This window comes from Pseudomonas sp. B21-010 (genome assembly GCF_024749325.1).
In the GTDB taxonomy this organism is placed as follows: domain Bacteria; phylum Pseudomonadota; class Gammaproteobacteria; order Pseudomonadales; family Pseudomonadaceae; genus Aquipseudomonas; species Aquipseudomonas kilonensis.
Window position 1 is genome coordinate 1276681 of sequence record NZ_CP087198.1, and the last position, 26146, is coordinate 1302826.

The following is a 26146-nucleotide window of genomic DNA, read 5'->3' on the forward strand; positions in this document are numbered from 1 at the left end:
CATCATGGCAGCACGGGAAACCGGCAGTGTGAAGTGGTTCAACGACGCGAAGGGTTACGGCTTCATTCAGCGTGAAGGCGGGGCGGATGTGTTCGTGCATTACCGCGCCATCCGCGGCGAAGGCCACCGTTCACTGACCGAAGGCCAGCAGGTCGAGTACGCGGTCGTGGAAGGGCAGAAGGGCTTGCAGGCTGAGGATGTGGTGGGGTTGTAATCCCACGCTGGAAGCCATAGTAGATGCCCTGTGGGAGCAAAGCTTGCTCGCGATAGCGCCCGGTCGGCTTGCACCAATGTTGAATGTACTTCAGCCATCGCGAGCAAGCTTTGCTCCCACAGTGCTCCCACATTTGGATCTAGGCTGCACCTGAGACGGGTGTCACGCCGTCTTCCAGGTAATCTCTTCTTCCCCATCGGCGCTGATGCGAATCCAGCGATCCGCCGATTCCTCACCTTCTTCCTCAACCCATGACCCAGGCGCGCAGCGCACTTCGACGTTCAGTGCGACGAAGGCGGCGCGGGCGCAGGCGATGTCGTCTTCCCACGGGGTCTGGTCACTTTCCAGGTACAGGCTGTTCCATTTGCCCACGGCCTTGGGCAGCCAGGTCACCGGGATGTTGCCGGCCTTGCACTTGTAGGTCTGGCCTTTCTGGACCCAGTCGCTGCACGGGCCCAGGGCCTGGCCGAGCCAGGCGGCGACGGCCTTGTGGTCGACGTCGGCGTCTTTGAGGTAAATCTCGATATCGGGTTGGCGCATGGATGTCCTCGCTGCGGTCTTGAAAAATCCATTCGCGGATTTAACGGGGCCCGAGCGGTTGCCCGGGACCGGAATCAAAAGGTTATTGAAGAACGAAATAATCGTAGCGCATCGACACCGTGACCTGGAACGGCTCGGCCTGCTCGATCACGCTGGCACGGCGTTCGGCACTGGCGCGCCAGCCGTGGGGCGTCATGGCCAGCAGGTTGGCGCGGTCCTGGCCACTGTCGAGGGTCAGCTTGAATTCGAGGGTTTCGCTGTGATCCAGCACCATGCCCGGCGGCACCAGGGCCAGGTGCTTGTCATCGGTGTATTCGCGCACTTCGTCGTACAGGCGCTCGCGCAATTCCATCAGGTGGCCGGCGGTGGGGCCGACTTTCATCAGGCCGCCGCCGGGGCTGAGCAAGCGCTTGGCCTCCTGCCAGTCCAGCGGGCTGAACACGCTGGCCAGGAACTGGCAGCAGCCGTCCGCCAGCGGCACCCGGGCCATGCTGGCGATCAACCAGGTCAGCTGCGGGTTGCGTTTGCAGGCGCGCTTGACCGCCTCGCGGGAAATGTCCAGGGCATAACCATCGGCGTTGGGCAACGCTTCGGCGATCTGCGCGGTGTAGTAACCCTCGCCACAGCCGATGTCCAGCCAGCGCCCGGGCGCGCGTTCGGCGGCCAGTTCCGCCAGGCGCCGGGCGACCGGGGCATAGTGCCCGGCGTTGAGGAAATCGCGGCGGGCTTCGACCATCGCCTGGTTGTCGCCGGGGTCGCGGCTGTTCTTGTGCTGCACCGGCAGCAGGTTCAGGTAACCCTGCCGCGCGCGGTCGAAGCGGTGGCCGGCCGGGCACACCACACCGTTGTCCGCCGCGTTCAGCGGTTCACTGCAGATCGGGCAGGCGAGCATCAGGCGAGCAACTTGATCAGCGTCTTGTAGTAGATCTCGGTCAGCACATCGAGATCGGCGGCCAGCACGCGTTCGTTGACCTGGTGGATGGTCGCGTTGACCGGCCCCAGTTCCACCACTTGCGTGCCCATGGTGGCGATGAAGCGACCGTCGGACGTGCCGCCGCTGGTGGACGCCTGGGTCTCGCGCCCGGTGACGTCCTTGATGCTCGACGATACGGCGTCGAGCAGCGCACCGGGTTCGGTGAGGAATGGCAGGCCGGACAGCGCCCAGTCGATGTGCCAGTCCAGCTGATGCTTGTCGAGGATATCGGCAACGCGCTGTTGCAGGCCTTCGACGGTGGATTCGGTGGAAAAGCGGAAGTTGAACACCGCCACCAGGTCACCGGGGATCACGTTGGTCGCGCCGGTGCCGGAGTTGAGGTTGGAGATCTGGAAACTGGTCGGCGGGAAGAAGTCGTTGCCATGGTCCCAATGCTCGGCGGCCAGTTCGGCCAAGGCGGGCGCGGCCAGGTGGATCGGGTTCTTCGCCAGGTGTGGATAAGCCACGTGGCCTTGCTTGCCGCGCACGGTCAACTTCGCGCCGAGGGAACCACGTCGGCCATTCTTGACCACGTCCCCCACCAGCGTGGTGCTCGACGGCTCGCCGACGATGCACCAGTCCAGTCGCTCCTGGCGGGCCTTGAGGCGCTCGATCACGGCTTTGGTGCCGTGGTGGGCCGGGCCTTCCTCATCGCTGGTGATCAGGAAGGTCAGCGAGCCCTTGTGGTCCGGGTAGTCGGCGACGAACCGTTCGGCCGCCACCACCATCGCCGCCAGGCTGCCTTTCATGTCTGCCGCGCCACGGCCGCAGAGCATGCCCTGTTCGTCGATGACCGCATCGAACGGGTCGAGCTGCCAGGCCTGCACCGGACCGGTTGGCACCACGTCGGTGTGCCCGGCGAAGCACAGCACCGGACCGTCATGTTTGCCATGGCTGGCCCAGAAGTTATCCACATCCTCGATGCGCATCGGCTCGAGCGTAAAGCCCGCGTTGCCCAGGCGCTGCATCATCAGTTTCTGGCAATCGGCATCCACCGGCGTCACGGACGGACGGCGGATCAGGTCGCAGGCGAGTTGCAGGGTCGGCGAGAGGTCGGCGTGGGCCGTCATGAAAGCTCCGGGAATATAGTGTGAACGCAAGGCTTGTGCAGGCGCGGGCTGGCTCGCGCAAAATGGCGGTTATCTTATAGCAAAACGACCACCATGGGCCCCTGGCGGGGGACAGGTGGAACACAAAACCTGTGGGAGCGAGCTTGCTCGCGATGGCGGTGGATCAGTAGCGCTGGTGTTGACTGACACACCGCTATCGCGAGCAAGCTCGCTCCCACAAGGGGAAATTGGTGGGATTCAATTCGCGAACAGCTCGAATTGCCACGGCAAAGCCCTATAATGCGCGCCGGTTTTTGGGGTAATGGTCATGAGTACAGAAGATCCACGGTTTGCCGGCATCGCCCGTTTGTATGGCATCGAAGGCCTGGAGCGCCTGCGGGCGGCCCATGTGGCGATTGTCGGGGTTGGCGGTGTCGGCTCCTGGGCAGCGGAAGCCATCGCCCGTTGCGGCGTGGGCGAGATCTCGCTGTTCGACCTGGACGATGTCTGCGTCAGCAACGCCAACCGCCAGTTGCATGCCCTGGACAGCACCGTTGGCAAGCCCAAGGTCGAGGTCATGGCCGAGCGGCTGCGTGGGATCAACCCCGACTGCACCGTGCATGCGGTGGCCGACTTTGTCACCCGCGACACCATGGCCGAGTACATCACGCCGAACATCGACTGCGTGATCGACTGCATCGACAGCGTCAACGCCAAGGCTGCGCTGATCGCCTGGTGCAAGCGCCGCAAGATCCAGATCATCACCACCGGCGGCGCGGGTGGGCAGATCGACCCGACGCTGATCCAGGTCTGCGACTTGAACCGTACGTTCAACGATCCGCTGGCCTCCAAGGTGCGCTCCACCTTGCGCCGCGACTATGGCTTTTCCCGCACCGTGACCCGCCACTACAGCGTGCCTTGCGTGTTCTCCACCGAACAACTGCGCTACCCGAAACCGGACGGCAGCATTTGCTTGCAGAAGAGTTTTGTCGGCGACGGCGTCAAGCTCGACTGCGCTGGTGGGTTCGGCGCGGTGATGATGGTCACGGCGACGTTCGGCATGGTCGCAGCGACAAAGGCTGTGGATAAGATCGTGGCGGGCGTGCGGCGGCCGGCGGATAGGGTCAAGCCTCAGGTTTGAGGGTGGGATTGATGGCCTCATCGCGAGCAAGCTCGCTCCCACAGGGGATCTGGCTGAATGCAGTATTTGCGTACACCCAAATCCCCTGTGGGAGCGAGCTCGCTCGCGATGGCGGTTACTGAGTCAACTCAAACATCCGCTTCAACACCGCATTCAATCCATTGCTACGCGACGGCGACAACTGCCGCGACAATCCCAACTGATTGAACCAGTCCGGCAAGTCCACCTGCTGCAACTCTTCAGCGGACAATCCGTTGACCCGCGCCAGCAGCAACGCCACCAACCCACGAATCAACCGCGCATCGCTGCTGGCAGAGAACCGCCAGTGCCCGTCGTGCAACTGACCCACCAACCACACCTGGCTTTCACAGCCGTGGACGAGGTTGGCATCGCACTTGTCCTCGTCGCTCAGAGGCGGCAAACGCTCGCCCCATTGCATCAGCAGCCGGGCGCGTTGTTCCCAGCCCGAGGCCTCCTGGAAAATCTGCAGCGCTGTGGCGGCCTCGGCGGGCGGGTTCATCGGAGCATCTCCAGAGCCTGGTCCAGGGCCTCGAAGAAACGTTCGAGATCGGCGGAGTCGTTGTACAGCGCCAGCGACACCCGGATCGCCCCGGACAGCTTCAAATGTTTGAACAGCGGCATCGCGCAGTGATGTCCGGCGCGCACGGCGATGCCTTGCTCGGTCAGCAGGTGCGCCAGGTCGGCGTTGTGGATGCCTTCGACCACGAAACTGACCAGGGCCAGGCGCGGGTTGCCCACCAGGCGAACGCCGTTGCGGGCCAACAGGCCATGGAGCAGGTAGTCATGCAGTGCTGCCTCATGCTCGATGATCGCCTGCGGGTCGAGGTCGGACAGGTAATCCAGGGTCGCCCCCAGACCGATCACGCTGGCAATCGGCGGTGTACCCGCTTCGAAACCCAGCGGCGCGGGGCGGAAGCTGGCGCTGTGGTAATCGGCCTGTTGCACCATTTCGCCGCCGAACTGCCAATGACGCAGGTTGCCGAGGGCTTCGGTACGGCCAAACAGCACGCCCAGCCCGTCGGGGCCGTAGAGCTTGTGGCTGGAAAACACGTAGAAGTCGCAGCCCAGCGCCTCCACGTCATGGCGACCATGGACCACGCCTTGGGCGCCGTCGATCACCGTCAGCGCGCCCTGGGCCTTGGCCAGCGCCAGCAGCGCCGGCACTGGCTGCCAGGCGCCGAGCACATTGGATAACTGGCTCACCGCCAGCAAGCGCGTACGTGGGCCGATCAGTTCGGCGGCGGCGCCAGGGTCGATCACCCCGTCGGCATCCAGTGGCAACACCACCAGGGTCAACGAACGGCGCTCGGCCAGTTGCTGCCACGGCAGCAGGTTGGCGTGGTGTTCCAGGGCGCTGATGACGATCTCGTCGCCCGGGTTGAATAGATGCTCCAGCCCGTAGGCCAGTAGGTTCAGCGCCGAAGTGGCACCGTGGGTGAAGACCACTTGCCCGCAGTTTCCGGCATTGAGCCATTGCGAAACCTTGAGGCGGCTGTCCTCGAACGCCTGGGTGGCATGGGCGCCCGGCAAATGTTGCGCCCGGTGCACGTTGGCCGCGCCATTGGCGTAGTAGTGCGTCAGGGCATCCAATAGAACTTGGGGTTTTTGCGTGGTCGCGGCGCTGTCCAGGTAGGTCTGGCCTTGCCGTTGCAGGGCGGCGATGGCCGGGAAATCGGCGCGCCAGGGGGATTGGATCAACATGCTTTCGGGCCCTGCTGGAGGTACGCCGGCCCCTGTGAGGGCGGGCTTTTTTTTGTGGGAGCAAAGCTTGCTCCCGATGGCAGCGACACGGTTTACGGTGAGACCGCGTCATCGTTCATCGCGAGCAAGCTTTGCTCCCACAAAAAAAGCTCGCTCCCACAGGTGAGGGTGTGAAGCGGCTTAGTTGTGGGCGTGCAGTGCTTCGTTCAGCTCGATGGCCGATTTGTGCGTCTTGCATTCCACCGCACCGGTCTCGGAGTTGCGGCGGAACAACAGGTCGGGCTGGCCGGCCAGGTCGCGGGCCTTGACCACTTTGACCAGTTGGTTGTTTTCGTCCAGCAGCTTCACTTTAGTGCCGGCGGTCACGTACAGGCCCGACTCCACGGTGTTGCGGTCGCCCAGCGGGATACCGATGCCGGCGTTGGCGCCGATCAGGCAGCCTTCGCCAACCTTGATCACGATGTTGCCGCCACCCGACAGGGTGCCCATGGTCGAGCAACCGCCGCCCAGGTCCGAGCCCTTGCCGACGAATACGCCCGCCGAAACACGGCCTTCAATCATGCCCGGGCCTTCGGTGCCGGCGTTGAAGTTGACGAAACCTTCGTGCATTACGGTGGTGCCTTCGCCCACGTAGGCGCCCAGGCGGACCCGCGCGGCATCGGCGATGCGCACGCCAGCTGGGACCACGTAGTCGGTCATTTTCGGGAACTTGTCCACCGAGAACACTTCCAGCAGCTCGCCACGCAGGCGGGCTTCGAGCTGGTGCTCGGCCAGTTCGCTCAAGTCGATCGCGCCCTGGCTGGTCCAGGCCACGTTCGGCAGCAGAGGGAAGATGCCGGCCAGGTTCAGGCCATGAGGCTTGACCAGACGATGGGACAGCAGGTGCAGCTTGAGGTAAGCCTCAGGCGTGGAAGACAGTTGGGCGTCTTCGGCCAGCAGCGTGGCGACCAGCGGCTTGTGGCTTTCGGCCAGGCGGGTCAGCAGCGCGGCTTGCGCGGCATCGACACCCTTGACGGCTTCCGCCAGTTGCGAGGCCTGGGCGGTAGTGAAGGTGATGGCCTGGTTGCCGTCGCTGTAGCCGAGAATCGGTGCGATGGCTGCGACGATGTCAGCCGACGGGTTGAGCAGCGGCTGTGCGTAGAACACTTCCAGCCAGGCGCCTTGACGGTTTTGTGTGCCGACACCGAAGGCCAGGCTGAACAGGGTAGTGGACATGAAATTACCTCTACAAAATGGACTGGGCAGGCTTACTTGATCTCTGCCGCATAAATATCTGGCTTGAAGCCAATCAGGGTTCGGTCACCGAGGTCAAGCACCGGGCGCTTGATCATCGAGGGTTGGGCGAGCATCAGTTCGATGGCTTTCGGCTGGTCGAGATCGGCTTTGCGTTCGTCGTCGAGCTTGCGAAAGGTCGTACCGGCACGGTTCAACACCACTTGCCAGCCATGCTCGTTGCACCATTGGGTCAGGTGCTCACGGTCGATGCCGGCAGTTTTGTAATCGTGAAAGTCATAGCGCACCGCGTGCTCATCGAGCCAGGTCCGCGCTTTTTTCATCGTATCGCAGGCTTTGATGCCGAAAAGCTGTAAGTGCTTGTTTTCCTTGGGCATGAATGCTCCCCCAAAACGTTCCCGGTATCGTCCTGAAAATCAGCGGACGATTATGCCACGTCGTTCCTTTCAGTGCCTTGACTGTCGCGACGGATCGGACGAGGCGGAACCGACAGGAAAGAGGTGACCACACAGCACGGGTAAACCCAGCACTTTTGCGTACAAGAGGCCCGCCCATGGATTCCATCTCCCTGACACTGCACCATCCACTGACGCATCAAACTGAAGAAACACTCCCGACCCATTCAACGACATCGACCACCAGGACCGCCGTATCCGTCCCGATCGGCCCTGTCACGGCTGAACAGGACCTGACAAATCGCACTGGTGCAATCAAGGCCCAGCTCAGCCGGGTATTCGAGCCGCATATAAACGGTGCCAATCGCGAGGCCTTCGAAGCATTGATCGACGATCGTTCGCGTACCTTGGCCAATGACGGGGAAACTGCGGAAAGCGTCGATGCCGTGCTGACCAAAGGCTCGCGGCTGGATCGCGCGTCCCATGACACTGTTGGATTCCTTCGTTCGGTTCCCTTCGGCGCGGCGTCCATCGCGCTGGACTTCGTCCCGGCGGTGACCGGCAATGGCTCGATTACCGCGCCGTTGGCGCTGTCGGCCATTGCCGGCCTGGTCAGCAGCGCCACCGACACGGTTGGCAATGGCCTGATCAAGCGCGCCACCAGCGACACCCAGTGGCTGGCGGCCGAAAATGCCGATCTGGAGCCGGTCATGCAGGAAGCCGCCCAGGCGGTGAAGCCGAGCCTGACGACCCAGGCTATCGAAGGCAGCCTGACGTTCCAGACCTTCTCCGCGCGAAACGTGTTGCGCACGGTCATCCAACCCGTCGTGACGAAGACCGTCGATGCGCAAACGGGCAGCAAGGTGGACTCGGTGATAGCTGCCATCGGCTCTCCGCTTTCAGGCATGGCCGCTTATGACCTGCAACATTCCATCGATAAATCCAAACACCGGATTGGTCCGGAATACCTGCTGGGGCGTCAAGACTGGCACCAGCGTTACAAGGACCTCAAGAATTATGGCGTAGGGAGTGCTGCGATGGGCATTGCGAAGCGGGTCGGCAGCCTGCCGCTGGACGCGATGCGCGATGGCAGCAAATCGCTGCAAGCCTTGGTTACGCCGACAGGCTTGGTCAGTGGTCTCGGAGCGTTGGCCGGCGGTATTACTGCGATCGGCATGGCCCAGACCGCCGCTGTCAACGCCGCCAGGCGCGCCGGGATTTCGCCTGCGGGGGTTGCGGCGGCGGGCAAGGCGACGGTTACGGCCACGATGGCCCCGGTGCTCGCCGCCTGGGTGACCACGGCTGTGATGACCCAACCGTTGGCGGACAAGGCTTCTGCTGCGTTGGACAGGCTTTCCGCCGGTCCCGCTCATCCGGATGAGCTGGAGGGAATGTTGCCCTTGGTCGAAAGGTCGACGCCCGAACCGATCGTGGAAGACAGCGACAACGAGGGTGACAGCGTCGATTTTGTCTCGGCCCGCTCGACGCTCAGTGCCGCTGAGCGAGCTGTTTAGCGTCGGATAGTCTCCGGTCGCTTCTGCCGCGTGGAGGTTAGGAGCGGCCAGGGGGGCGACTTCAATCGACACGCAACTGAGCTTGCTTGGCCCCGTCTGCGTGGCTGGGTCAACCCGAGGATGGACCCAGACTCTTGCCAGCGTTCACTGGTGACGGGGCGATCATGGTTGCCGGTAATAACGAATTCAAGCCAGCTTGATTCTTGAAACAGGGCTGCATGAGATCTGTTGAGTTCCTAAACCAATAAAATCAATGGGTTGTTCTATGGAGGCCGGTTTTATTTCGTTTTTTGTCTGAGCAAGCGATCGTGGTCTGTCAGACGCGCCGAAGTTTCCGACAAGTTTTTAAGGTTGTCCGTCGGAAGCGGGGGCTCTAGCCTCTGGGTGTCGCTGCCAATTCAGCGGCCGGACGTGAGAATCCGAACACCCACTATGCGCATAGGCGCCGGCCATATAAAGTGCAGGCGCGTTTCGTCCATACATCGTGTTATGGCGGCTGTGCGCGGGCATGTTTCGACATGGCCGGGTTTTTGGTGGGTGTTAACCCGGATTCTCACCCCGCGTACGGCTGCCACTCTCTCTAAGTCCGTGAGAAGACTTTGTGGCAGCTCCAACACCCAAGGAGCATCAAATGATCAAAGAAACTCCAAATCCACCAAAACCTGCCTCCACTTTCCCCTACGGCGATTACGCACCCGAAAAGCTGCAAGAGGCTGCTGACCGTGTGCTGGATCATTACCTCAAACCTGACGACAGCAAGTCAGAAACCAAGCCCTCAGTACAGTTATTCACTGTGGCTGACGGTATCGACACCGAAGTGTTGCTGGCCAACCTCAGCGAAACCCTGGCTTCGGCCAATGCAATGCTCAATGACCTTGCCTTCGATCAGGACGGTTCGCGACGACATGTAGCATTGGGAGTCGCCCAGATGATTGAGTTGGGGATGTTGTTGGCGAACAAGTGCCTGGATCGGGTAGAGCTTCGGACTTGATGTAATAAGTGCCGGCCTCATCGCGAGCAAGCTCGCTCCCACAGGAGGTTGGTGTCGATCACGCGTTCTGTGATCAACACCCATCCACTGTGGGAGCGAGCTTGCTCGCGATAAATCGATTGGCTGACGCAATAATACCTGCGGCCACTGAACTCTGTGGCGAGGGAGCTTGCTCCCGCTGGGCCGGGCTGGCGCTCCAGCGCGAAGCGGCCCTGAAACCGGGCAACGCGGTATGTCAGGTAGATTGAGTTAACTGCTTCAGGGGCCGCTGCGCAGCCCAGCGGGAGCAAGCTCCCTCGCCACAACAGCGCTTATGCGTGAGCCTCTTCCTGCTCGGGCACCAACCGTACTTCCACCCTTTGACCCAACGCACGCGCTGCGCTGGCAAGTGTTGCCAGTGTCATTCCCGCATCGTTCTGGTCCAGTGCGCGATCAACAGCAGTGCGACTGGTGTGCATCCGCTGTGCCAAGGCTTTTTTGGTCACTTTCTGAAGCTTCATTGCTTCGGCAATCTGCCAGGCAATAACGCGTTTGAGCGCAGCTGCGGAAACTTCTTCGGCGATACCTTGCTCGGCGAGGAAGTCGTCAAAATCAGATCCGATGTGCTTGTTCATGTGCTGTGCCTCATAGTCTTGCTTTGCGCTGCTTGGCGGTTGCCATGTCGGTGGTTGGCGTTTTTTGACTTTTCTTTATGAAAGCGTGGAGTAGAACCATGTCAGAGCCCACCACAGTGAAGAGAACGCGGGCGATGGTATCTGCGAGGTCAATCCTGACCTCCCATAGCCCAGTGTCCAGCTTGCGAACCACCGGCATACCTATAGGCCAACCAATCTGAACGGTCTTGATGTCAGTCCCGATCATCCGCCTATGCTCGCGAGGCAGCTCAGTTAGCCATTCGCGAACGGGCTCATTCCCGGCGTCTGTGCGGAAGAAACGTACGTTCAGTATGGGGGCAATATCAACCATGAATGGAGTGTACCGAAATAGGTGCATTGCGCAACCCGGGTATTACTGAGGATTCGTACAGGGGCTCAGTTGGTCGGTACGGATGGATCGTTCCCACGCTCGGCGTGGGAATGCCGCCAGGGACGCTCCGCGTTCCGCTTCGGGGATGTGACGCAGAGCGTCACGGGATGCATTCCCACGCAGAGCGTGGGAACGATCGATACAGCCATCAACCCCGACGTTGGATGAACGCGCGGATTCGCTCCGCCGCTTCCACGCATTCAGCCAATGGCGCGACCAGGGCCATGCGCACGCGGCCGGCGCCTGGGTTGACGCCATCGACATCGCGGGACAGGTACGAGCCTGGGACGACGGTCACGTGTTCCTGTTCGAACAGGTCCCGGCAGAACGCCGCATCATCGCCCGCTACGTTCGGCCACAGGTAGAAGCTGCCATCGGGGCGTTGCACGTCCAGCACCGGGCTGAGGATCTCCAGCACGGCGTCGAATTTCTCGCGGTACAGCGCGCGGTTGGCCCGTACGTGTACTTCGTCGTTCCACGCCGCAATGCTCGCCAGTTGGGTCTGAACCGGCATCGCGCAGCCGTGGTAGGTGCGGTACAGCAAAAAGCCCTTGAGGACGTCGGCGTCGCCGGCCACGAAACCGGAGCGCAGGCCGGGCAGGTTGGAGCGTTTGGACAGGCTGTGGAACACCACGCAGCGCTTGAAATCCTTGCGGCCGAGTTCGACACAGGCGCTGAGCAGCCCCGGCGGCGGGGTTTGTTCGTCGAAGTACAGTTCGCTGTAGCACTCGTCCGCGGCGATGACGAAGTCATGTTCGTCAGCCAGGGCGATGAGTTTCTTCAGCACCTCCACCGGAATCAATGCACCAGTCGGGTTGCCAGGGGAGCACAGGAACAGGATCTGGCAGCGTTTCCAGATGTCCGGCGAGACCGCATCGAAATCCGGGTTGAAGCCGTTCGCGTCCAGGCACGGCAGGTAGTGCGGCTTGGCCCCGGCCAGGAACGCGGCGCCTTCGTAGATCTGATAGAACGGGTTCGGGCTCACCACCAGGGCGTCGTCGCCACGGTTGACCACGGTCTGGGTGAAGGCGAACAGGGCTTCACGGGTGCCATTGACCGGCAGCACATGGCGCGCCGGGTCCAGCCAGCCGTTTGGCACGTTGAAGCGGCGCTCGCACCAACCCGTGATGGCCTCACGCAACTCCGGGATGCCGAGGGTGGTCGGGTACACCGCCATCTTCTCCAGATTGCTGGCCAGGGCTTCAGCCACGAAGCTGGGCGAGCGATGCTTGGGTTCGCCGATGGACAGGGCGATCGGGCGTTTGTCCGGGTTGGGCGTGACGCTGCCAAGCAAGGCGCGGAGCTTTTCGAATGGGTAGGGCTGGAGCTGGTTCAGAGCGTTGTTCATCGAGGGCCTCGTCAATGTGGGCGCGGTCCTTGTGGGAGCGAGCTTGCTCGCGATGGCGGTGAGTCAGGCAGCATCAATGCTGGATGCTCCTTCGCTATCGCGAGCAAGCTCGCTCCCACAGAGGGGGATTGTTCGTTCAGATGCTGATACGTGTCATGTGAGCATCGGGTTCCTGGTTGACGCTCAAATGCTGCACGATCGCTTCCTGCAGGCGGCTGCACAGTTGCGGATCGGACAGCGGATGGTTATGCGCGTCGGTGATGAAGAAGACGTCTTCCACCCGTTCGCCGAGGGTGGCGATCTTGGCGTTTTGCAGCGACAGGTCGAACTCCAGGAAAATATGGCCGATCCGCGCCAGCAGGCCCGGGCGGTCCGGGGCGCTGAGCTCCAGCACGGTGACCTGGCGCTGGGCGTCGTTGTGGATCGTCACCTGGGGCGCGAAGGCGAAATGCTTGAGCTGGCGCGGCACCCGGCGCTGGATGATGGTCGGGTAGTCCGCCGGGTTGCGCAGGGCTTCGGTCAGGCCGTCGCGAATCTTCTTGACCCGCGCCGGGTTGTCGCCAATCGAGTCGCCGTCGGTGTCGAGCACGATGTAGGTGTCGAGGGTGAACTGGCTGCTCGAGGTGATGACCCGGGCGTCATGGATGTTGAGGTTGAGCTGGTCCATCGCCGCCACGGTCACGGCGAAGAAGTCGTGCTGGTCCGGGGCGTAGATGAAGATCTGCGTGCCGCCCTCGAACTCGCGCTGGGTGGTTTCCTTGATCAGCACCAGCGGCCCGGCATCGGCCGGTTGCTGCAGGATCGCGTCGCTGTGCCAGGCCACGTCGCCGGCGGTGTGGCGCAGGAAATAGTCATCGCCCAATTGCGACCAGAGCTGCTCGACATCGTCCGGATCGGTGCCGCCGCGTACCAGGATGTCCAGGGCGGCGCTTTGGGTTTGACGGATCTGTTCTTCGCGGTCCACCGGGTTTTCCAGGCCACGGCGCAAGGCGCGCTTGGTCTCGGTGTAGAGCTGGCGCAACAGGCTGGCGCGCCAGGAATTCCACAGGCTCGGGTTGGTGGCGTTGATGTCGGCCACGGTCAGCACGTAGAGGTAGTCCAGACGTGTTTCATCGCCGACGATCTGGGCGAAGTCGTGGATCACCTGCGGGTCGGACAAGTCCTTGCGCTGGGCAGTGGTAGACATCACCAGGTGGTTCTGCACCAGCCAGACGATCAGCCGGCTGTCCCACAGGGGCAGTTGATGGCGCTGGCAGAACGCCTCGGCATCCACCGCACCAATCTCGGAATGATCGCCCTGGCGGCCCTTGCCGATGTCGTGATACAGCCCTGCCATGTAGATCAGTTCGGGCTTGGGCAACTTGGCCATGAGCTTGCTGGCCAGCGGGAATTTCTCCGACACCTGGGTGTATTGCAGCTTACGCAGGTGCTTGATCAGGTTCAGGGTGTGGGCATCGACCGTATAGATGTGGAACAGGTCGTGTTGCATTTGCCCGACGATGAAACCGAACTCCGGCAGATAGCGCCCGAGGATCCCATAGCGATTCATGCGCCGCAGGTTGCGGTGCACGCCGATCCGGCATTTGAACAACTCGATGAACAGGCTGGTGTTGCGGATGTCGTGGCGGAAATCCTCATCGATCAGATGGCGGTTTTCCCGCAGTAGGCGGATGGTGTCGGCGCGCACTCCCTTGATTTCCGGCTGCTGGGCCATGAGCACGAAGATTTCCAGCATGGCGAACGGCGTGCGGCGGAACACATAGTCGTGGCGGGCTTCGATGTAGCCGTCGTGCAGTTGGAAACGAGAGTTGATCGGCTGCGGCGGTTCTTCGTCCTCGGGGGCGAGGATGACTTCCTCGAAGTGCTGGATGATCAGTTCGCTGAGCTGGGCAATGCTCATCACCACGCGGTAGTACTGCTGCATGAAGTTTTCGATGGATTGCTTGGCATCCTGCCCTTCGAAACCCAACAGGCTGGCGATGGAGCGCTGGTGGTCGAACAACAGGCGGTCCTCGGAGCGCCCGGCCAGCATGTGCAGGGCATAGCGGACCTTCCACAGAAATTCCTGGGACGAGGCCAACAAGGCGTTTTCGCTTTCCACCAGGAAACCTTCACCGGCCAGGGCGCGCAGGTTCAGCGTGCCGTACTGGCGGCGGGCAACCCAGAGGATCGTCTGGATGTCCCGCAGCCCGCCGGGCGAGCCCTTGACGTTGGGCTCCAGGTTGTATTCGGTGTCGTTGTACTTGTGGTGGCGGGCCTTCTGCTCGGCGCGCTTGGCCAGGAAAAAGTCCTTGCTGGGCCACATGTGCGCCGTGCTGGTGACATCGAGCATGCGCTGGCGCAAGTGCTCGGGGCCGGCGACGGTGCGGCTCTCCATCAGGTTGGTGATCACCGTCAGGTCGGCGCGGGCCTCGTCGGCGCATTCCTGCACCGAGCGCACGCTCTGGCCGACTTCCAGGCCGATGTCCCACAGCAGCGTCAGGAACCGCTCGATGGAGTCACGGAAAACTTCATGATCGGCGCTGTCGAGCAGGATCAGCAGATCGATGTCGGAGTAGGGGTGCAGTTCGCCGCGCCCGTAGCCGCCGACCGCCACCAGGGCGATGTCGGCATCCTCGCTCCAGTTGAACTGCTCCCAGGCCTTTTGCAGGATGTTATCGACGAACCAGGCACGGTCCTCGATCAGCCGCCGAATGTCCCGGCCATTGCGAAAGCGCTGGTCGAGCACTTCGTGGGCCTGGCGGATCGCCTTCTTGAACGCCGAGGTGGGACTTGCCTTCAGGGCCAGTTCAGCCTGGAACTGGCCGCGGTCGAAGAGTTCGGGATCCACCTGCGGCATTGAATGGCTTTCCTTTCTATCTATATCTATAGGCTGGGTTCGGATCAGGCGGAAACGCGAGGGATGGTGTCATCGCTGCGCAGGGTGAAGATCTCGTAGCCGGTCTCGGTGACCAGCAAGGTGTGTTCCCACTGGGCCGACAGCTTGCGATCCTTGGTGATGGCAGTCCAGCCGTCGCCCAGCACCTTGGTGTCGGCGCGGCCCTGGTTGATCATCGGCTCGATGGTGAAGGTCATGCCCGCCTGCAGTTCCATGCCCGTGCCGGCGCGGCCGTAGTGCAGGATCTGTGGTTCTTCGTGGAATACCTTGCCGATGCCATGGCCGCAGAACTCGCGTACCACCGAAAAGCCGTTTTTCTGCGCGTGCTTCTGGATCACTTCGCCGATGTCCCCCAGGCGGCAGCCCGGCTTCACCAGTTCGATGGCCATGTACATGCACTCCTGGGTGACCTTGGACAGGCGCTGGGCCCACTCCGGCACGTTGCCGACATGGAACATGCGGCTGGTGTCGCCGTGAAAGCCGTCCTTGATGACGGTGACGTCGATGTTCAGGGTGTCGCCATCCTTCAACGGTTTTTCGTTGGGGATGCCGTGGCAGACCACGTGGTTGATCGAAGTGCAGATCGACTTCGGGAAGCCTTTGTAGTTGAGCGGGGCCGGGATGGCTTTCTGCTCGTTGACGATGTAGTCATGGCAGATGCGGTCCAGCTCTTCGGTGGTCACGCCAGGCTTGACGTAGTCGGCGATCATCTCCAGCACATCGGCGGCGAGTTTGCCGGCGACACGCATTTTGGCGATGTCCTCGGGAGTCTTGAGGGTAACGGTCATACAGGCTCTCTCTGCGCCCGACGGCGCTGTTCAAAACGAAATGGGCGGCGGATGATGCTTCACGTGGCCCTGAAAGAGGCGATTCTAACAGACGATCAGCGCAAATCCGCGTCCACATGCATCGCTTCTCTCTATAAGGGTGTTCATCCACTGCCCATGAAAGGGCTGTGGGAGGGGCTCCTCACCAGGATTTCAGAATCCGTGTTCCGTTTTCGCCCTTGCTGTGGTATAAAATGCGCCGCTTTCCGGGGATGACCCCGCAAGCTTAAATCCACACACGTGTCGACACGATGACCTGGGTGCCTTTGGCTTTTATAGCCGCTGGTTGGTCATTGGGATACGTGGAGGCCAAACCCGACTTATCAAGGAACTATCATGTCCCAAGTCAATATGCGCGATATGCTGAAGGCCGGTGTGCACTTCGGTCACCAGACCCGTTACTGGAACCCGAAAATGGGCAAGTACATTTTCGGCGCGCGTAACAAGATCCACATCATCAACCTTGAAAAAACCCTGCCGATGTTCAACGAAGCACTGACCTTCGTAGAGCGCCTGGCCCAGGGCAAAAACAAGATTCTGTTCGTCGGCACCAAGCGTTCCGCTGGCAAGATCGTTGCTGAAGAAGCAGCACGTTGCGGTTCGCCGTACGTCGATCACCGCTGGTTGGGCGGCATGCTGACCAACTTCAAGACCATTCGCGCTTCCATCAAGCGTCTGCGTGACCTTGAAGTCCAGTCCGAAGACGGTACTTTCGCCAAGCTGACCAAGAAAGAAGCGCTGATGCGCACTCGCGATCTTGAGAAGCTGGACCGCTCCCTGGGCGGTATCAAGGACATGGGCGGTCTGCCTGACGCACTGTTCGTGATCGACGTTGACCACGAGCGCATCGCGATCACCGAAGCCAACAAGCTGGGTATCCCGGTCATCGGCGTTGTCGACACCAACAGCAGCCCGGAAGGCGTTGACTACATCATCCCAGGCAACGATGACGCCATCCGCGCCATCCAGCTGTACATGGGTTCGATGGCTGACGCTGTTATCCGTGGTCGCAACAACGTGAATGGCGGCACCGAAGTCTTCGCTGAAGAAGCTCCGGCAGCAGCCGCTGAGTAATTGACGCCCTGGCGTTGACTCAGTAAGCAAAAAGGGGGCTTGGCCCCCTTTTTGCCACCTCGAAAACCATTTGCCGCCAGCGCAGTGACCTGTTTGTAACCTGCCGCGGCCTATAAGCAGTGGTTTTCCAGGAAGAATTGATCGCCCGTTCGATCGGGTGGAATGGTTGAAAACCTATCCAAGAGGATTTTGAAATGGCAGAGATTACTGCAGCGTTGGTCAAAGAACTGCGCGAGCGTACCGGCGAAGGCATGATGGACTGCAAGAAAGCCTTGACCAAGGCTGGCGGCGACATCGAGAAAGCCATTGATGACATGCGCGCTTCGGGCGCCATCAAGGCTGCCAAGAAAGCTGGCAACATTGCCGCTGAAGGCGCGATCGGCATCAAGGATGACGGTAAAGCTGCCGTTATCATCGAAGTCAACTCGCAGACTGACTTCCTGGCCCTGCAAGACGACTTCAAGGCATTCGTTGCCGCCAGCGTCGAAAAAGCATTCGCCGACAAACTGACCGACGCAGCTCCGCTGATCGCCGCTCAGGAATCGGCTCGTGAAGCCCTGGTTGCCAAAGTGGGCGAGAACGTCAACATTCGTCGCCTGGTTCGCGTCGAAGGTGATGTTGTCGGTTCCTACCTGCACGGTAACAAGATTGGCGTCGTCGTGGCCCTCAAAGGCGGCAACGTCGAGCTGGCCAAAGACATCGCGATGCACGTCGCTGCCAGCAACCCTGAGTTCCTGCTGCCGTCGGAAGTTTCCGCTGACGCCATCGAGCGTGAAAAAGCTGTGTTCATGCAGCTCAACGAAGACAAGATCAAAGGCAAGCCAGCCGAAATCGTTGAAAAAATGGTTGCCGGTCGTATCACCAAGTTCCTGGCTGAAGCCAGCCTGGTTGAGCAGGCGTTCGTCAAGAACCCTGAAATCAAGGTCGGTGAACTGGCCAAGAAAGGCGGCGCTGAAATCGTTTCCTTCACCTACTTCAAAGTGGGCGAAGGCATCGAGAAGCCAGTAGACAACTTCGCTGAAGAAGTTGCTGCTCAGCTGGCTGCCAGCAAGCAATAAGACAGTTTTTATAACTGTCGCCCTGAAGAGGCTGCCCGCTTAACGCGCGCAGCCTCTTTTTGGATGGGGATGCCGATTTTTATTGGTTTCCTGTCGGAACTGGCTTACAAAGCCGTGTTCCGATGGCGCTGTGTCAGCGTCAAGCTAGAGTGAACGCAGGCTGAAAACAGCCTGCAAAGAATTTTCGAAAATACGCCGCAGGAGAGATTCGCAATGGCTCAGCAGGGCAGTGGTTATCAGGCTCGCTATAAACGCATTCTACTCAAGCTTAGCGGCGAGGCCCTGATGGGCTCGGAAGAGTTCGGGATCGATCCGAAAGTGCTGGATCGCATGGCCCTGGAAGTCGGCCAGCTGGTCGGGATCGGCGTTCAGGTCGGTCTGGTCATCGGCGGCGGCAACCTGTTCCGCGGCGCAGCGCTGAGCGCGGCCGGCATGGATCGGGTCACGGGCGACCACATGGGCATGCTGGCCACTGTGATGAACGCCCTGGCTATGCGTGACGCGCTGGAGCGTGCCAATATCTCGGCCATCGTGATGTCGGCCATTTCCATGGTTGGCGTAACCGATCACTACGACCGCCGCAAAGCCATGCGCCACCTCAATGCCAAGGAAGTGGTGATTTTTGCCGCCGGTACCGGTAATCCGTTCTTTACCACGGATTCGGCCGCCTGCCTGCGAGCGATCGAGATCGATGCCGATGTCGTGCTCAAGGCAACCAAGGTCGATGGCGTCTATACCGCTGACCCGTTCAAAGACCCGCATGCCGAGAAGTTCGATCATCTGACCTACGATGAAGTGCTGGATCGCAAGCTGGGTGTAATGGATCTGACGGCTATCTGCCTGTGCCGCGACCACAAGATGCCGCTGCGCGTCTTTAACATGAACAAGCCCGGTGCCCTGCTGAATATCGTCCATGGCGGCGCCGAAGGAACACTGATCGAGGAAGTTCAACAATGATCAACGAAATCAAGAAAGACGCTGAACAGCGCATGCAGAAATCCCTGGAGTCCCTGGCACACAACTTCGGTCGCATCCGCACCGGTCAGGCGCACCCGAGCATCCTTGAAGGCGTGATGGTGCCGTACTACGGCTCCGACACCCCGATCAAGCAAGTGGCCAACATCACCGTCAAGGACGCTCGCACCCTGCAGGTCGTGGCCTTTGAGCGCAACATGCTGGGCGCAGTCGACAAGGCCATCGGCAGTGCCGGCCTGAACCTGAACCCGACCAACCTGGGTGAGCTGCTGCTGATCTCCATGCCGGCCCTGACCGAGGAGACCCGCAAGGGCTTCACCAAGCAGGCCCGTGATGTGGCTGAAGACGCCCGTGTTGCCGTGCGCAACATCCGTCGTGATGCCAACAGCCAGCTCAAGGACCTGGTCAAGGAAAAGGAAATCAGCGAAGACGAAGAGCGTCGTGCCACTGGCGAGATCGACGACCTGACCAAGAAGTACGTGGCTAAGATCGACGCGGATTTGGCGCAGAAAGAAAAAGACCTGATGGCCGTATAAGGGTCTCGTTTTCATGGAAAAGACCAAGCAGGCCGTGCCGTTCGCGGTGCCGCGCCACGTGGCGATCATCATGGACGGCAATAATCGCTGGGCCAAGAAACGCTTTATGCCTGGCGTCGCCGGGCACAAGGCGGGGGTCGATGCGGTTCGTGCGGTCATCGAGGTGTGCGCCGAGGCAGGGGTCGAGGTGCTGACCCTGTTCGCCTTCTCCAGTGAGAACTGGCAGCGTCCGGCCGATGAAGTCAGTGCCTTGATGGACCTGTTCCTCAAGGCTCTGCGTCGTGAGTCCAAGCGCCTCAACGATAACAAGATCTGCCTGCGGATCATCGGTGATCGCTCGCGCTTCCATCCTGAATTGCAGGCTGCGATGCGCGAAGCCGAGACTGCGACTGCGGGCGCCGATCGGTTTGTCCTGCAGATCGCCGCCAACTATGGTGGTCAGTGGGACATTGCCCAGGCTGCCCAGCGGCTGGCGCGGGAAGTCCAGGCCGGGCACTTGCGCCCGGAAGACATCACGCCGGAACTGCTGCAGACCTGCCTGGCGACCGGCGACCTGCCGTTGCCGGACCTGTGCATCCGTACCGGTGGCGACCATCGCATCAGCAACTTCCTGCTCTGGCAGTTGGCATATGCCGAGTTGTACTTCTCCGACCTGTTCTGGCCGGACTTCAAACACGAAGCCATGCGCACCGCACTGGCCGATTTCGCTTCCCGTCAGCGTCGCTTCGGTAAAACGAGCGAGCAGATCGAAGCTGGAGCCCGGGTTTAATGCTCAAACAACGAATCATCACTGCCTTGATCCTGTTGCCCATTGCCCTGGGCGGTTTCTTCCTGCTCGAAGGCGCCAGTTTTGCGCTGTTCATCGGGCTGGTCGTGACCTTGGGGGCGTGGGAATGGGCGCGGCTGGCGGGTTTTCCTGCGCAGTCGGCGCGAGTGGCCTACGCAGCGGCCGTGGCGGCCATGCTGTTCATCATGTACGTGGTGCCCGGGCTCGCGCCTTGGGTGTTGGGTGCCGCGGTGCTGTGGTGGGCGACAGCGACCTTCCTGGTCCTGACCTACCCGCAGACTACGCATCATTGGGCCAATGCGGCGACCAAACTGGTGATCGGCCTGCTGATCCTGCTGCCGGCCTGGCAAGGGCTGATCTGGATCAAGCAAGGCCCGCTGGGCAATTGGCAGATCATGGCCGTGATGGTACTGGTCTGGGGGGCCGACGTCGGCGCCTATTTTTCCGGCAAGGCCTTCGGCAAGCGCAAGCTGGCGCCGAAAGTCAGCCCTGGCAAGAGCTGGGAAGGGGTCTATGGTGGCCTGGTCCTGAGCCTGGTGATCACCACTGTGGTCGGCTTCGTGCGGGACTGGACGGTCGCGCAGCTGCTGATGGGCCTTATGGGTGCCGCCTTGATCGTATTTGTGTCTGTGGTCGGCGACCTGACCGAAAGCATGTTCAAGCGTCAGTCGGGGATCAAGGACAGCAGTAACCTGCTGCCCGGTCACGGCGGCGTGCTGGATCGCATCGACAGCCTTACCGCCGCGATTCCGATCTTTGCCGTGCTGTTGTGGATGGCGGCGTCGTGAGTCGCCCCCAGCAGATCACTGTCCTTGGTGCGACCGGTTCGATCGGCCTGAGTACGCTTGACGTCATCGGCCGGCACCCGGAGCGTTACCAGGTGTTCGCCCTCAGTGGCTTCACGCGCATGAGTGAATTGCTGGCCTTGTGCATACGCCACACGCCGCGGTTTGCCGTGGTGCCTGAGGCCGCTGTGGCGCGGGCGCTGCAGGACGATCTGCGCGCAGCCGGCCTGCAAACTCGCGTGTTGGTGGGGGAGGAAGGCCTCTGCCAAGTAGCTTCCGCCCCAGAAGTCGATGCCGTGATGGCGGCAATCGTCGGTGCGGCGGGCTTGCGTCCGACGCTGGCGGCGGTGGAAGCCGGCAAGAAGATCCTGCTGGCCAACAAAGAAGCGCTGGTGATGTCCGGCGCGCTGTTCATGCAGGCTGTGCGCAAAAGCGGTTCGGTGTTGCTGCCTATCGACAGCGAGCACAATGCGATTTTTCAATGCATGCCGCAGGATTTTTCCCGTGGCCTCGGCGCGGTGGGTGTCCGGCGGATCTTGCTGACAGCCTCCGGTGGTCCGTTCCGGCAGACGCCGCTGGAAGAATTGGTGCATGTTTCACCCGAGCAGGCCTGTGCCCACCCGAACTGGTCCATGGGACGCAAGATTTCCGTGGATTCGGCCAGCATGATGAACAAGGGGCTGGAGCTGATCGAGGCCTGCTGGCTGTTCGATGCCAGGCCGTCCCAGGTCGAGGTGGTGATTCATCCCCAGAGCGTGATTCACTCCCTGGTGGACTATGTCGACGGTTCGGTGCTGGCCCAGTTGGGCAATCCGGACATGCGCACCCCGATCGCCAATGCCCTGGCCTGGCCGGAGCGCATCGATTCGGGTGTTGCGCCGCTGGACCTGTTCGCCATCGCTCGCCTGGATTTCCAGGCGCCCGATGAGCAGCGTTTCCCCTGCCTGCGCCTGGCGCGCCAGGCGGCCGAGGCGGGCGACAGCGCGCCGGCCATGCTTAACGCCGCCAATGAAGTGGCGGTTGCAGCGTTTCTCGATGGGCGTGTCCGTTACCCCGAGATCGCGAGTATCATCGAGGAAGTCTTGAATCTCGAGGCCGTGGTTTCGGTCAATGACCTCGATACGGTATTTACGGTGGATGCCAGGGCTCGTGAGTTGGCGGGCCAATGGCTGCAGCGCCACGGGCGTTGAGGCTGCGATACGTTAGCCAGGGTTGCCCTGGACAGGATTGCGGAGAAAACAGATGAGCGCGCTCTATATGATTGTCGGCACCCTGGTTGCCTTGGGGGTGTTGGTCACATTTCACGAATTCGGTCATTTCTGGGTCGCGCGGCGCTGTGGCGTCAAGGTCCTGCGTTTTTCCGTGGGCTTTGGCATGCCCTTGCTGCGTTGGCATGACAAGAAAGGCACCGAGTTCGTCGTAGCGGCCATCCCGCTGGGCGGCTACGTCAAGATGCTCGATGAGCGCGAAGGCGAAGTCCCGGCCGACCAGCTCGATCAATCCTTCAATCGCAAGACCGTCCGTCAGCGTATCGCCATTGTCGCCGCGGGGCCGATCGCCAATTTCCTGCTGGCCATGGTGTTTTTCTGGGGCCTGGCCATGCTGGGCAGCGAGCAGGTGCGTCCGGTCATCGGTGCGGTGGAGGCGGGTAGCGTTGCCGCCCGTGCCGGGCTGGGTGCCGGGCAGGAAATCGTCGCTATCGATGGCGAGCCGACCTCGGGCTGGGCGGCGGTCAATCTGCAGCTGGTGCGTCGCCTGGGTGAGAGCGGTTCGTTGCAATTGATGGTGCGCGAGCAGGGCTCCACGGTGGATTCGCCTCGTGAACTGGTCTTGGACAAATGGCTCAAGGGCGCCGACGAGCCGGATCCGATCCGGTCCCTGGGGATCCGGCCATGGCGTCCGGCGATGCCGCCGATACTCGCCGAACTCGATCCGAAAGGCCCGGCCCAGGCTGCAGGCCTGAAGACCGGCGATCGGTTGCTGGCACTCGACGGCCAACTGGTCAGCGACTGGCAACAGGTGGTCGATTCGGTCCGTGTACGTCCTGATACCAAGATTGTGCTGCGCATCGAGCGCGACGGTGCTCCAATCGATGTCCCGGTGACCCTGGCCGCCCGTGGCGAGAGCAAGGCGCCGAGCGGTTACCTGGGAGCGGGCGTCAAGGCTGTCGACTGGCCGCCGGAAATGATTCGCGAGGTCAGCTTCGGCCCTGTGGCGGCGATTGGCGAGGGTGCGCGTCGTACCTGGACCATGAGCGTCCTGACGCTGGACTCGCTCAAGAAAATGTTGTTCGGCGAGCTCTCGGTAAAAAACTTGAGTGGACCGATAACCATTGCTAAAGTGGCGGGCGCTTCTGCCCAGTCGGGCGTCGCTGATTTCCTGAATTTCCTTGCTTATCTGAGCATTAGCCTGGGGGTTCTGAATTTGCTGCCCATCCCGGTACTGGATGGGGGGCATCTGCTGTTTTATCTGATCGAGTGGGCGCGTGGTCGTCCCTTGTCGGATCGGGTGCAGGGTTGGGGGATACAGATCGGTATCAGCTTGGTGGTCGGGGTTATGTTGCTTGCCCTCGTCAACGATCTGGGTCGTCTGTAACGCTTCGCTGAATTGCGAATCTGCCGCATTTTGCGGCAGTTTGTTTATTGCCAGTTGGAATAAGAAAGGACTTCATGAAACGTCTGCTGCTAACTGCGGTTCTCACCGTATTGATGATCGCCGAAGTTCACGCCGAGTCCTTCACTATCTCTGATATTCGCGTCAATGGCCTCCAGCGGGTCTCCGCGGGTAGCGTCTTTGGTGCCTTGCCGTTGAACGTCGGCGAGCAGGCGGATGATCGGCGCCTGGTGGAATCCACGCGTGCGCTGTTCAAGACCGGCTTCTTTCAAGATATCCAACTGGGCCGTGACGGCAATGTCCTGGTCATCACCGTTGTTGAGCGCCCGTCGGTCGCCAGTATCGAGATCGAAGGCAACAAGGCGATCTCCACTGAAGACCTGATGAAAGGCCTCAAGCAATCCGGCCTGGCCGAAGGCGAGATCTTCCAGCGCGCCACCCTCGAAGGTGTACGTAACGAACTGCAACGCCAGTACGTTGCCCAGGGCCGCTACTCGGCCACCGTCGACACCGAAGTGGTGCCGCAGCCGCGCAACCGCGTTGGCCTGAAGGTCAACATCAACGAAGGCACCGTGGCAGCCATCCAGCACATCAACGTGGTGGGCAACACGGTTTTCCCTGACGAAGACCTGATCGACCTGTTCGAACTCAAGACCACCAACTGGCTGTCGTTCTTCAAGAACGACGACAAGTACGCCCGTGAAAAACTCTCCGGTGACCTGGAGCGCCTGCGTTCCTACTACCTGGACCGCGGCTACATCAACATGGACATCGCCTCGACCCAGGTGTCCATCACCCCGGACAAGAAGCACGTCTACATCACTGTCAACGTCAACGAAGGCGAGAAGTACACCGTTCGTGACGTCAAGCTCAGCGGTGACCTGAAAGTGCCTGAAGACCAGGTCAAGTCGCTGCTGCTGGTGCAGAAGGGCCAGGTGTTCTCGCGCAAGCTGATGACCACCACGTCCGAGCTGATCACCCGTCGCCTGGGTAACGAGGGCTACACCTTCGCCAACGTCAACGGCGTGCCACAGCCGCACGATGAAGACCACACTGTCGACATTACCTTCGCCGTGGATCCGGGCAAGCGTGCCTACGTCAACCGCATCAACTTCCGTGGCAACACCAAGTCCGAGGACGAAGTGCTGCGCCGTGAAATGCGCCAGATGGAAGGTGGCTGGGCCTCGACCTACCTGATCGACCAGTCCAAGACCCGCCTGGAGCGCCTGGGCTTCTTCAAGGAAGTCAACGTCGAGACCCCGGCCGTACCGGGCGTCGATGACCAGGTCGATGTGAACTACAGCGTCGAAGAGCAGGCTTCCGGCTCGATCACTGCCAGCGTCGGTTTTGCCCAGAGTGCCGGCCTGATCCTCGGTGGCTCGATCACCCAGAACAACTTCCTGGGTACCGGTAACAAGGTCAGCATCGGCTTGACCCGCAGTGAGTACCAGACCCGCTACAACTTCGGTTATGTGGACCCCTACTGGACCGCTGATGGTGTGAGCCTGGGCTACAACGCCTTCTACCGCACCACCGACTATGACGAGCTCGATTCCGATATCTCCAGCTATGCGGTGGACAGCTACGGTGTCGGTGCCAACGTGGGTTACCCGATCAGCGAGACTTCGCGCCTGACCTTCGGCCTCACCGCCCAGCAGGACAAGATCAACACCGGTAAGTACACCGTTGACGAGATTTTTGACTTCGTTAAGAAGGAAGGCGACAGCTACCTGAACTTCAAGGCGTCTGCCGGTTGGTCCGAATCGACCCTGAACAAGGGCGTACTGGCGACCCGTGGTCATTCCCAGAGCCTGGTTCTGGAAACGACTACGCCTGGCAGCGACCTGTCGTTCTTCAAGCTCGACTATCGTGGCCAGCTGTTCCAGCCGTTGACCGACAACTACACCATGCGCCTGCACACCGAGCTGGGCTACGGTGACGGCTACGGTTCGACCGATGGCCTGCCGTTCTACGAGAACTACTACGCCGGTGGTTTCAACTCGGTGCGTGGCTTCAAGGACAGTACCCTTGGCCCGCGTAGTACGCCGAGTCGTGGTGCTGCTGTTACGGGGAACACCGGTACCGTGGCAGACCCGGATCAGGATCCGCTGCCATTCGGTGGTAACGTCTTGATTCAAGGTGGTTTGGAAGTTCTGTTCCCAATGCCGTTCGTCAAGGACCAACGTTCCCTGCGCACCTCGGTATTCTGGGACGTGGGTAACGTTTTCGACTCCAGTTGCGATGACACCACCAACGTCAACGGCACCAAGTCCAACGCTAAGTGCAACGACATCAGCCTGAGCAACATGGCCAGTTCCGTCGGCGTGGGTGTGACCTGGGTCACCGCGCTGGGTCCTTTGAGCTTCGCATTGGCGATGCCGATCAAGAAACCGGATGACGCTGAAACCCAAGTGTTCCAATTCTCCCTCGGCCAGACGTTCTAAGCGCCTGACCCATGACAACGACA

Annotated in this window: 25 protein-coding genes; 13 read left to right on the plus strand and 12 right to left on the minus strand. The window is 61.1% G+C overall.

Features of this window, described 5'->3' with window-relative positions; all coding sequences use genetic code 11:
• Window positions 1-4: 4 nt before the first annotated feature.
• Window positions 5-214, plus strand: a complete 210-nt coding sequence (locus tag LOY50_RS05480) for a cold shock domain-containing protein (RefSeq protein WP_003198198.1) — start codon at window positions 5-7, stop codon at window positions 212-214.
• Window positions 215-376: 162 nt separating this feature from the next.
• On the opposite strand, the gene LOY50_RS05485 is transcribed toward LOY50_RS05480, so the two are convergent.
• The 3 genes from LOY50_RS05485 to dapE form a co-directional block, all read right to left on the minus strand.
• On the minus strand, window positions 377-754 hold the full coding sequence (locus LOY50_RS05485) for a hypothetical protein (protein WP_258690430.1): 378 nt from the start codon (window positions 752-754) through the stop codon (window positions 377-379).
• An 82-nt stretch (window positions 755-836) separates the two neighbouring features.
• Window positions 837-1646: a putative RNA methyltransferase gene (locus tag LOY50_RS05490; protein ID WP_253471849.1), complete on the minus strand. Its 810-nt coding sequence runs from the start codon at window positions 1644-1646 to the stop codon at window positions 837-839.
• Window positions 1646-2797 (minus strand): succinyl-diaminopimelate desuccinylase, encoded by a 1152-nt coding sequence (dapE, locus tag LOY50_RS05495; protein WP_014336780.1) that lies wholly within the window; start codon window positions 2795-2797, stop codon window positions 1646-1648. Before dapE ends, LOY50_RS05490 begins: the two co-directional genes overlap by 1 nt.
• 307 nt (window positions 2798-3104) lie before the next feature.
• Between dapE and tcdA the strand changes: the two genes are divergently transcribed.
• On the plus strand, window positions 3105-3917 hold the full coding sequence (gene tcdA / locus LOY50_RS05500; RefSeq protein ID WP_003198205.1) for a tRNA cyclic N6-threonylcarbamoyladenosine(37) synthase TcdA: 813 nt from the start codon (window positions 3105-3107) through the stop codon (window positions 3915-3917).
• A 115-nt stretch (window positions 3918-4032) separates the two neighbouring features.
• Here tcdA and LOY50_RS05505 read toward each other — a convergent pair whose 3' ends face one another.
• The 4 genes from LOY50_RS05505 to LOY50_RS05520 form a co-directional block, all read right to left on the minus strand.
• Window positions 4033-4437, minus strand: a complete 405-nt coding sequence (locus LOY50_RS05505; protein ID WP_253471855.1) for a SufE family protein — start codon at window positions 4435-4437, stop codon at window positions 4033-4035.
• Window positions 4434-5639 (minus strand): aminotransferase class V-fold PLP-dependent enzyme, encoded by a 1206-nt coding sequence (locus LOY50_RS05510; RefSeq protein ID WP_214511378.1) that lies wholly within the window; start codon window positions 5637-5639, stop codon window positions 4434-4436. Before LOY50_RS05510 ends, LOY50_RS05505 begins: the two co-directional genes overlap by 4 nt.
• 180 nt (window positions 5640-5819) lie before the next feature.
• On the minus strand, window positions 5820-6854 hold the full coding sequence (gene dapD / locus LOY50_RS05515; RefSeq protein ID WP_253471857.1) for a 2,3,4,5-tetrahydropyridine-2,6-dicarboxylate N-succinyltransferase: 1035 nt from the start codon (window positions 6852-6854) through the stop codon (window positions 5820-5822).
• 32 nt (window positions 6855-6886) lie between these two features.
• Window positions 6887-7249, minus strand: a complete 363-nt coding sequence (locus LOY50_RS05520; RefSeq protein ID WP_014336784.1) for an ArsC family reductase — start codon at window positions 7247-7249, stop codon at window positions 6887-6889.
• 176 nt (window positions 7250-7425) lie between these two features.
• On the opposite strand from LOY50_RS05520, the gene LOY50_RS05525 reads away from it, so the two are divergent.
• Window positions 7426-8781, plus strand: coding sequence for a type III effector protein RopAA (locus LOY50_RS05525; protein ID WP_258690431.1), 1356 nt, complete (start codon window positions 7426-7428; stop codon window positions 8779-8781).
• A gap of 631 nt (window positions 8782-9412) precedes the next feature.
• The gene (locus LOY50_RS05530; protein ID WP_253471861.1) at window positions 9413-9772 is read left to right on the plus strand and encodes a DUF6124 family protein; all 360 of its coding nucleotides are present in this window, start codon (window positions 9413-9415) and stop codon (window positions 9770-9772) included.
• A gap of 311 nt (window positions 9773-10083) precedes the next feature.
• On the opposite strand, the gene LOY50_RS05535 is transcribed toward LOY50_RS05530, so the two are convergent.
• The 5 genes from LOY50_RS05535 to map form a co-directional block, all read right to left on the minus strand.
• Window positions 10084-10386 (minus strand): XRE family transcriptional regulator, encoded by a 303-nt coding sequence (locus LOY50_RS05535; protein ID WP_057448352.1) that lies wholly within the window; start codon window positions 10384-10386, stop codon window positions 10084-10086.
• A 10-nt stretch (window positions 10387-10396) separates the two neighbouring features.
• Complete coding sequence (locus LOY50_RS05540) at window positions 10397-10765, minus strand: type II toxin-antitoxin system RelE/ParE family toxin (protein WP_408980836.1); 369 nt, start codon at window positions 10763-10765, stop codon at window positions 10397-10399.
• 181 nt (window positions 10766-10946) lie between these two features.
• Complete coding sequence (gene dapC, locus LOY50_RS05545; protein ID WP_258690432.1) at window positions 10947-12146, minus strand: succinyldiaminopimelate transaminase; 1200 nt, start codon at window positions 12144-12146, stop codon at window positions 10947-10949.
• A 136-nt stretch (window positions 12147-12282) separates the two neighbouring features.
• Window positions 12283-14985 carry a [protein-PII] uridylyltransferase gene (locus tag LOY50_RS05550; RefSeq protein ID WP_258690433.1) on the minus strand — a complete coding sequence of 901 codons (2703 nt, stop codon included), beginning with the start codon at window positions 14983-14985 and terminating at the stop codon, window positions 12283-12285.
• 44 nt (window positions 14986-15029) lie between these two features.
• Entirely contained in the window at window positions 15030-15812 is a 783-nt protein-coding gene (gene map / locus LOY50_RS05555; RefSeq protein ID WP_003198229.1) for a type I methionyl aminopeptidase, read from the minus strand.
• Between the two features lie 375 nt (window positions 15813-16187).
• On the opposite strand from map, the gene rpsB reads away from it, so the two are divergent.
• The 9 genes from rpsB (at window position 16188) to bamA (ending at window position 26123) form a co-directional block, all read left to right on the plus strand.
• Window positions 16188-16925, plus strand: coding sequence for a 30S ribosomal protein S2 (gene rpsB / locus LOY50_RS05560; RefSeq protein ID WP_003198231.1), 738 nt, complete (start codon window positions 16188-16190; stop codon window positions 16923-16925).
• 194 nt (window positions 16926-17119) lie between these two features.
• Window positions 17120-17983 (plus strand): translation elongation factor Ts, encoded by an 864-nt coding sequence (tsf, locus tag LOY50_RS05565; protein WP_024619613.1) that lies wholly within the window; start codon window positions 17120-17122, stop codon window positions 17981-17983.
• A 213-nt stretch (window positions 17984-18196) separates the two neighbouring features.
• The gene (pyrH, locus tag LOY50_RS05570) at window positions 18197-18940 is read left to right on the plus strand and encodes a UMP kinase (protein WP_024779012.1); all 744 of its coding nucleotides are present in this window, start codon (window positions 18197-18199) and stop codon (window positions 18938-18940) included.
• Window positions 18937-19494 carry a ribosome recycling factor gene (gene frr, locus LOY50_RS05575; RefSeq protein WP_003198238.1) on the plus strand — a complete coding sequence of 186 codons (558 nt, stop codon included), beginning with the start codon at window positions 18937-18939 and terminating at the stop codon, window positions 19492-19494. The genes pyrH and frr overlap by 4 nt, the downstream gene beginning before the upstream one ends.
• Before the next feature lie 13 nt (window positions 19495-19507).
• On the plus strand, window positions 19508-20263 hold the full coding sequence (gene uppS / locus LOY50_RS05580; RefSeq protein WP_214511385.1) for a polyprenyl diphosphate synthase: 756 nt from the start codon (window positions 19508-19510) through the stop codon (window positions 20261-20263).
• Window positions 20263-21069 carry a phosphatidate cytidylyltransferase gene (locus tag LOY50_RS05585; RefSeq protein WP_253471871.1) on the plus strand — a complete coding sequence of 269 codons (807 nt, stop codon included), beginning with the start codon at window positions 20263-20265 and terminating at the stop codon, window positions 21067-21069. Before uppS ends, LOY50_RS05585 begins: the two co-directional genes overlap by 1 nt.
• Window positions 21066-22256, plus strand: a complete 1191-nt coding sequence (gene ispC, locus LOY50_RS05590) for a 1-deoxy-D-xylulose-5-phosphate reductoisomerase (RefSeq protein WP_253471873.1) — start codon at window positions 21066-21068, stop codon at window positions 22254-22256. Before LOY50_RS05585 ends, ispC begins: the two co-directional genes overlap by 4 nt.
• Window positions 22257-22308: 52 nt before the next feature.
• On the plus strand, window positions 22309-23661 hold the full coding sequence (rseP, locus tag LOY50_RS05595) for an RIP metalloprotease RseP (RefSeq protein WP_258690434.1): 1353 nt from the start codon (window positions 22309-22311) through the stop codon (window positions 23659-23661).
• Window positions 23662-23735: 74 nt separating this feature from the next.
• On the plus strand, window positions 23736-26123 hold the full coding sequence (gene bamA / locus LOY50_RS05600; RefSeq protein WP_258690435.1) for an outer membrane protein assembly factor BamA: 2388 nt from the start codon (window positions 23736-23738) through the stop codon (window positions 26121-26123).
• Window positions 26124-26146 lie beyond the last annotated feature (23 nt).

Excerpts from the sequence above, each read along its gene's own strand:
- LOY50_RS05480 (WP_003198198.1), top strand. The coding sequence starts at position 5 with ATGGCAGCACGGGAAACCGGCAGTGTGAAGTGGTTCAACGACGCGAAG.
- LOY50_RS05485 (WP_258690430.1), bottom strand. The coding sequence starts at position 754 with ATGCGCCAACCCGATATCGAGATTTACCTCAAAGACGCCGACGTCGAC.
- LOY50_RS05490 (WP_253471849.1), bottom strand. The coding sequence starts at position 1,646 with ATGCTCGCCTGCCCGATCTGCAGTGAACCGCTGAACGCGGCGGACAAC.
- dapE (WP_014336780.1), bottom strand. The coding sequence starts at position 2,797 with ATGACGGCCCACGCCGACCTCTCGCCGACCCTGCAACTCGCCTGCGAC.
- tcdA (WP_003198205.1), top strand. The coding sequence starts at position 3,105 with ATGAGTACAGAAGATCCACGGTTTGCCGGCATCGCCCGTTTGTATGGC.
- LOY50_RS05505 (WP_253471855.1), bottom strand. The coding sequence starts at position 4,437 with ATGAACCCGCCCGCCGAGGCCGCCACAGCGCTGCAGATTTTCCAGGAG.
- LOY50_RS05510 (WP_214511378.1), bottom strand. The coding sequence starts at position 5,639 with ATGTTGATCCAATCCCCCTGGCGCGCCGATTTCCCGGCCATCGCCGCC.
- dapD (WP_253471857.1), bottom strand. The coding sequence starts at position 6,854 with ATGTCCACTACCCTGTTCAGCCTGGCCTTCGGTGTCGGCACACAAAAC.
- LOY50_RS05520 (WP_014336784.1), bottom strand. The coding sequence starts at position 7,249 with ATGCCCAAGGAAAACAAGCACTTACAGCTTTTCGGCATCAAAGCCTGC.
- LOY50_RS05525 (WP_258690431.1), top strand. The coding sequence starts at position 7,426 with ATGGATTCCATCTCCCTGACACTGCACCATCCACTGACGCATCAAACT.
- LOY50_RS05530 (WP_253471861.1), top strand. The coding sequence starts at position 9,413 with ATGATCAAAGAAACTCCAAATCCACCAAAACCTGCCTCCACTTTCCCC.
- LOY50_RS05535 (WP_057448352.1), bottom strand. The coding sequence starts at position 10,386 with ATGAACAAGCACATCGGATCTGATTTTGACGACTTCCTCGCCGAGCAA.
- LOY50_RS05540 (WP_408980836.1), bottom strand. The coding sequence starts at position 10,765 with ATGCACCTATTTCGGTACACTCCATTCATGGTTGATATTGCCCCCATA.
- dapC (WP_258690432.1), bottom strand. The coding sequence starts at position 12,146 with ATGAACAACGCTCTGAACCAGCTCCAGCCCTACCCATTCGAAAAGCTC.
- LOY50_RS05550 (WP_258690433.1), bottom strand. The coding sequence starts at position 14,985 with ATGCCGCAGGTGGATCCCGAACTCTTCGACCGCGGCCAGTTCCAGGCT.
- map (WP_003198229.1), bottom strand. The coding sequence starts at position 15,812 with ATGACCGTTACCCTCAAGACTCCCGAGGACATCGCCAAAATGCGTGTC.
- rpsB (WP_003198231.1), top strand. The coding sequence starts at position 16,188 with ATGTCCCAAGTCAATATGCGCGATATGCTGAAGGCCGGTGTGCACTTC.
- tsf (WP_024619613.1), top strand. The coding sequence starts at position 17,120 with ATGGCAGAGATTACTGCAGCGTTGGTCAAAGAACTGCGCGAGCGTACC.
- pyrH (WP_024779012.1), top strand. The coding sequence starts at position 18,197 with ATGGCTCAGCAGGGCAGTGGTTATCAGGCTCGCTATAAACGCATTCTA.
- frr (WP_003198238.1), top strand. The coding sequence starts at position 18,937 with ATGATCAACGAAATCAAGAAAGACGCTGAACAGCGCATGCAGAAATCC.
- uppS (WP_214511385.1), top strand. The coding sequence starts at position 19,508 with ATGGAAAAGACCAAGCAGGCCGTGCCGTTCGCGGTGCCGCGCCACGTG.
- LOY50_RS05585 (WP_253471871.1), top strand. The coding sequence starts at position 20,263 with ATGCTCAAACAACGAATCATCACTGCCTTGATCCTGTTGCCCATTGCC.
- rseP (WP_258690434.1), top strand. The coding sequence starts at position 22,309 with ATGAGCGCGCTCTATATGATTGTCGGCACCCTGGTTGCCTTGGGGGTG.
- bamA (WP_258690435.1), top strand. The coding sequence starts at position 23,736 with ATGAAACGTCTGCTGCTAACTGCGGTTCTCACCGTATTGATGATCGCC.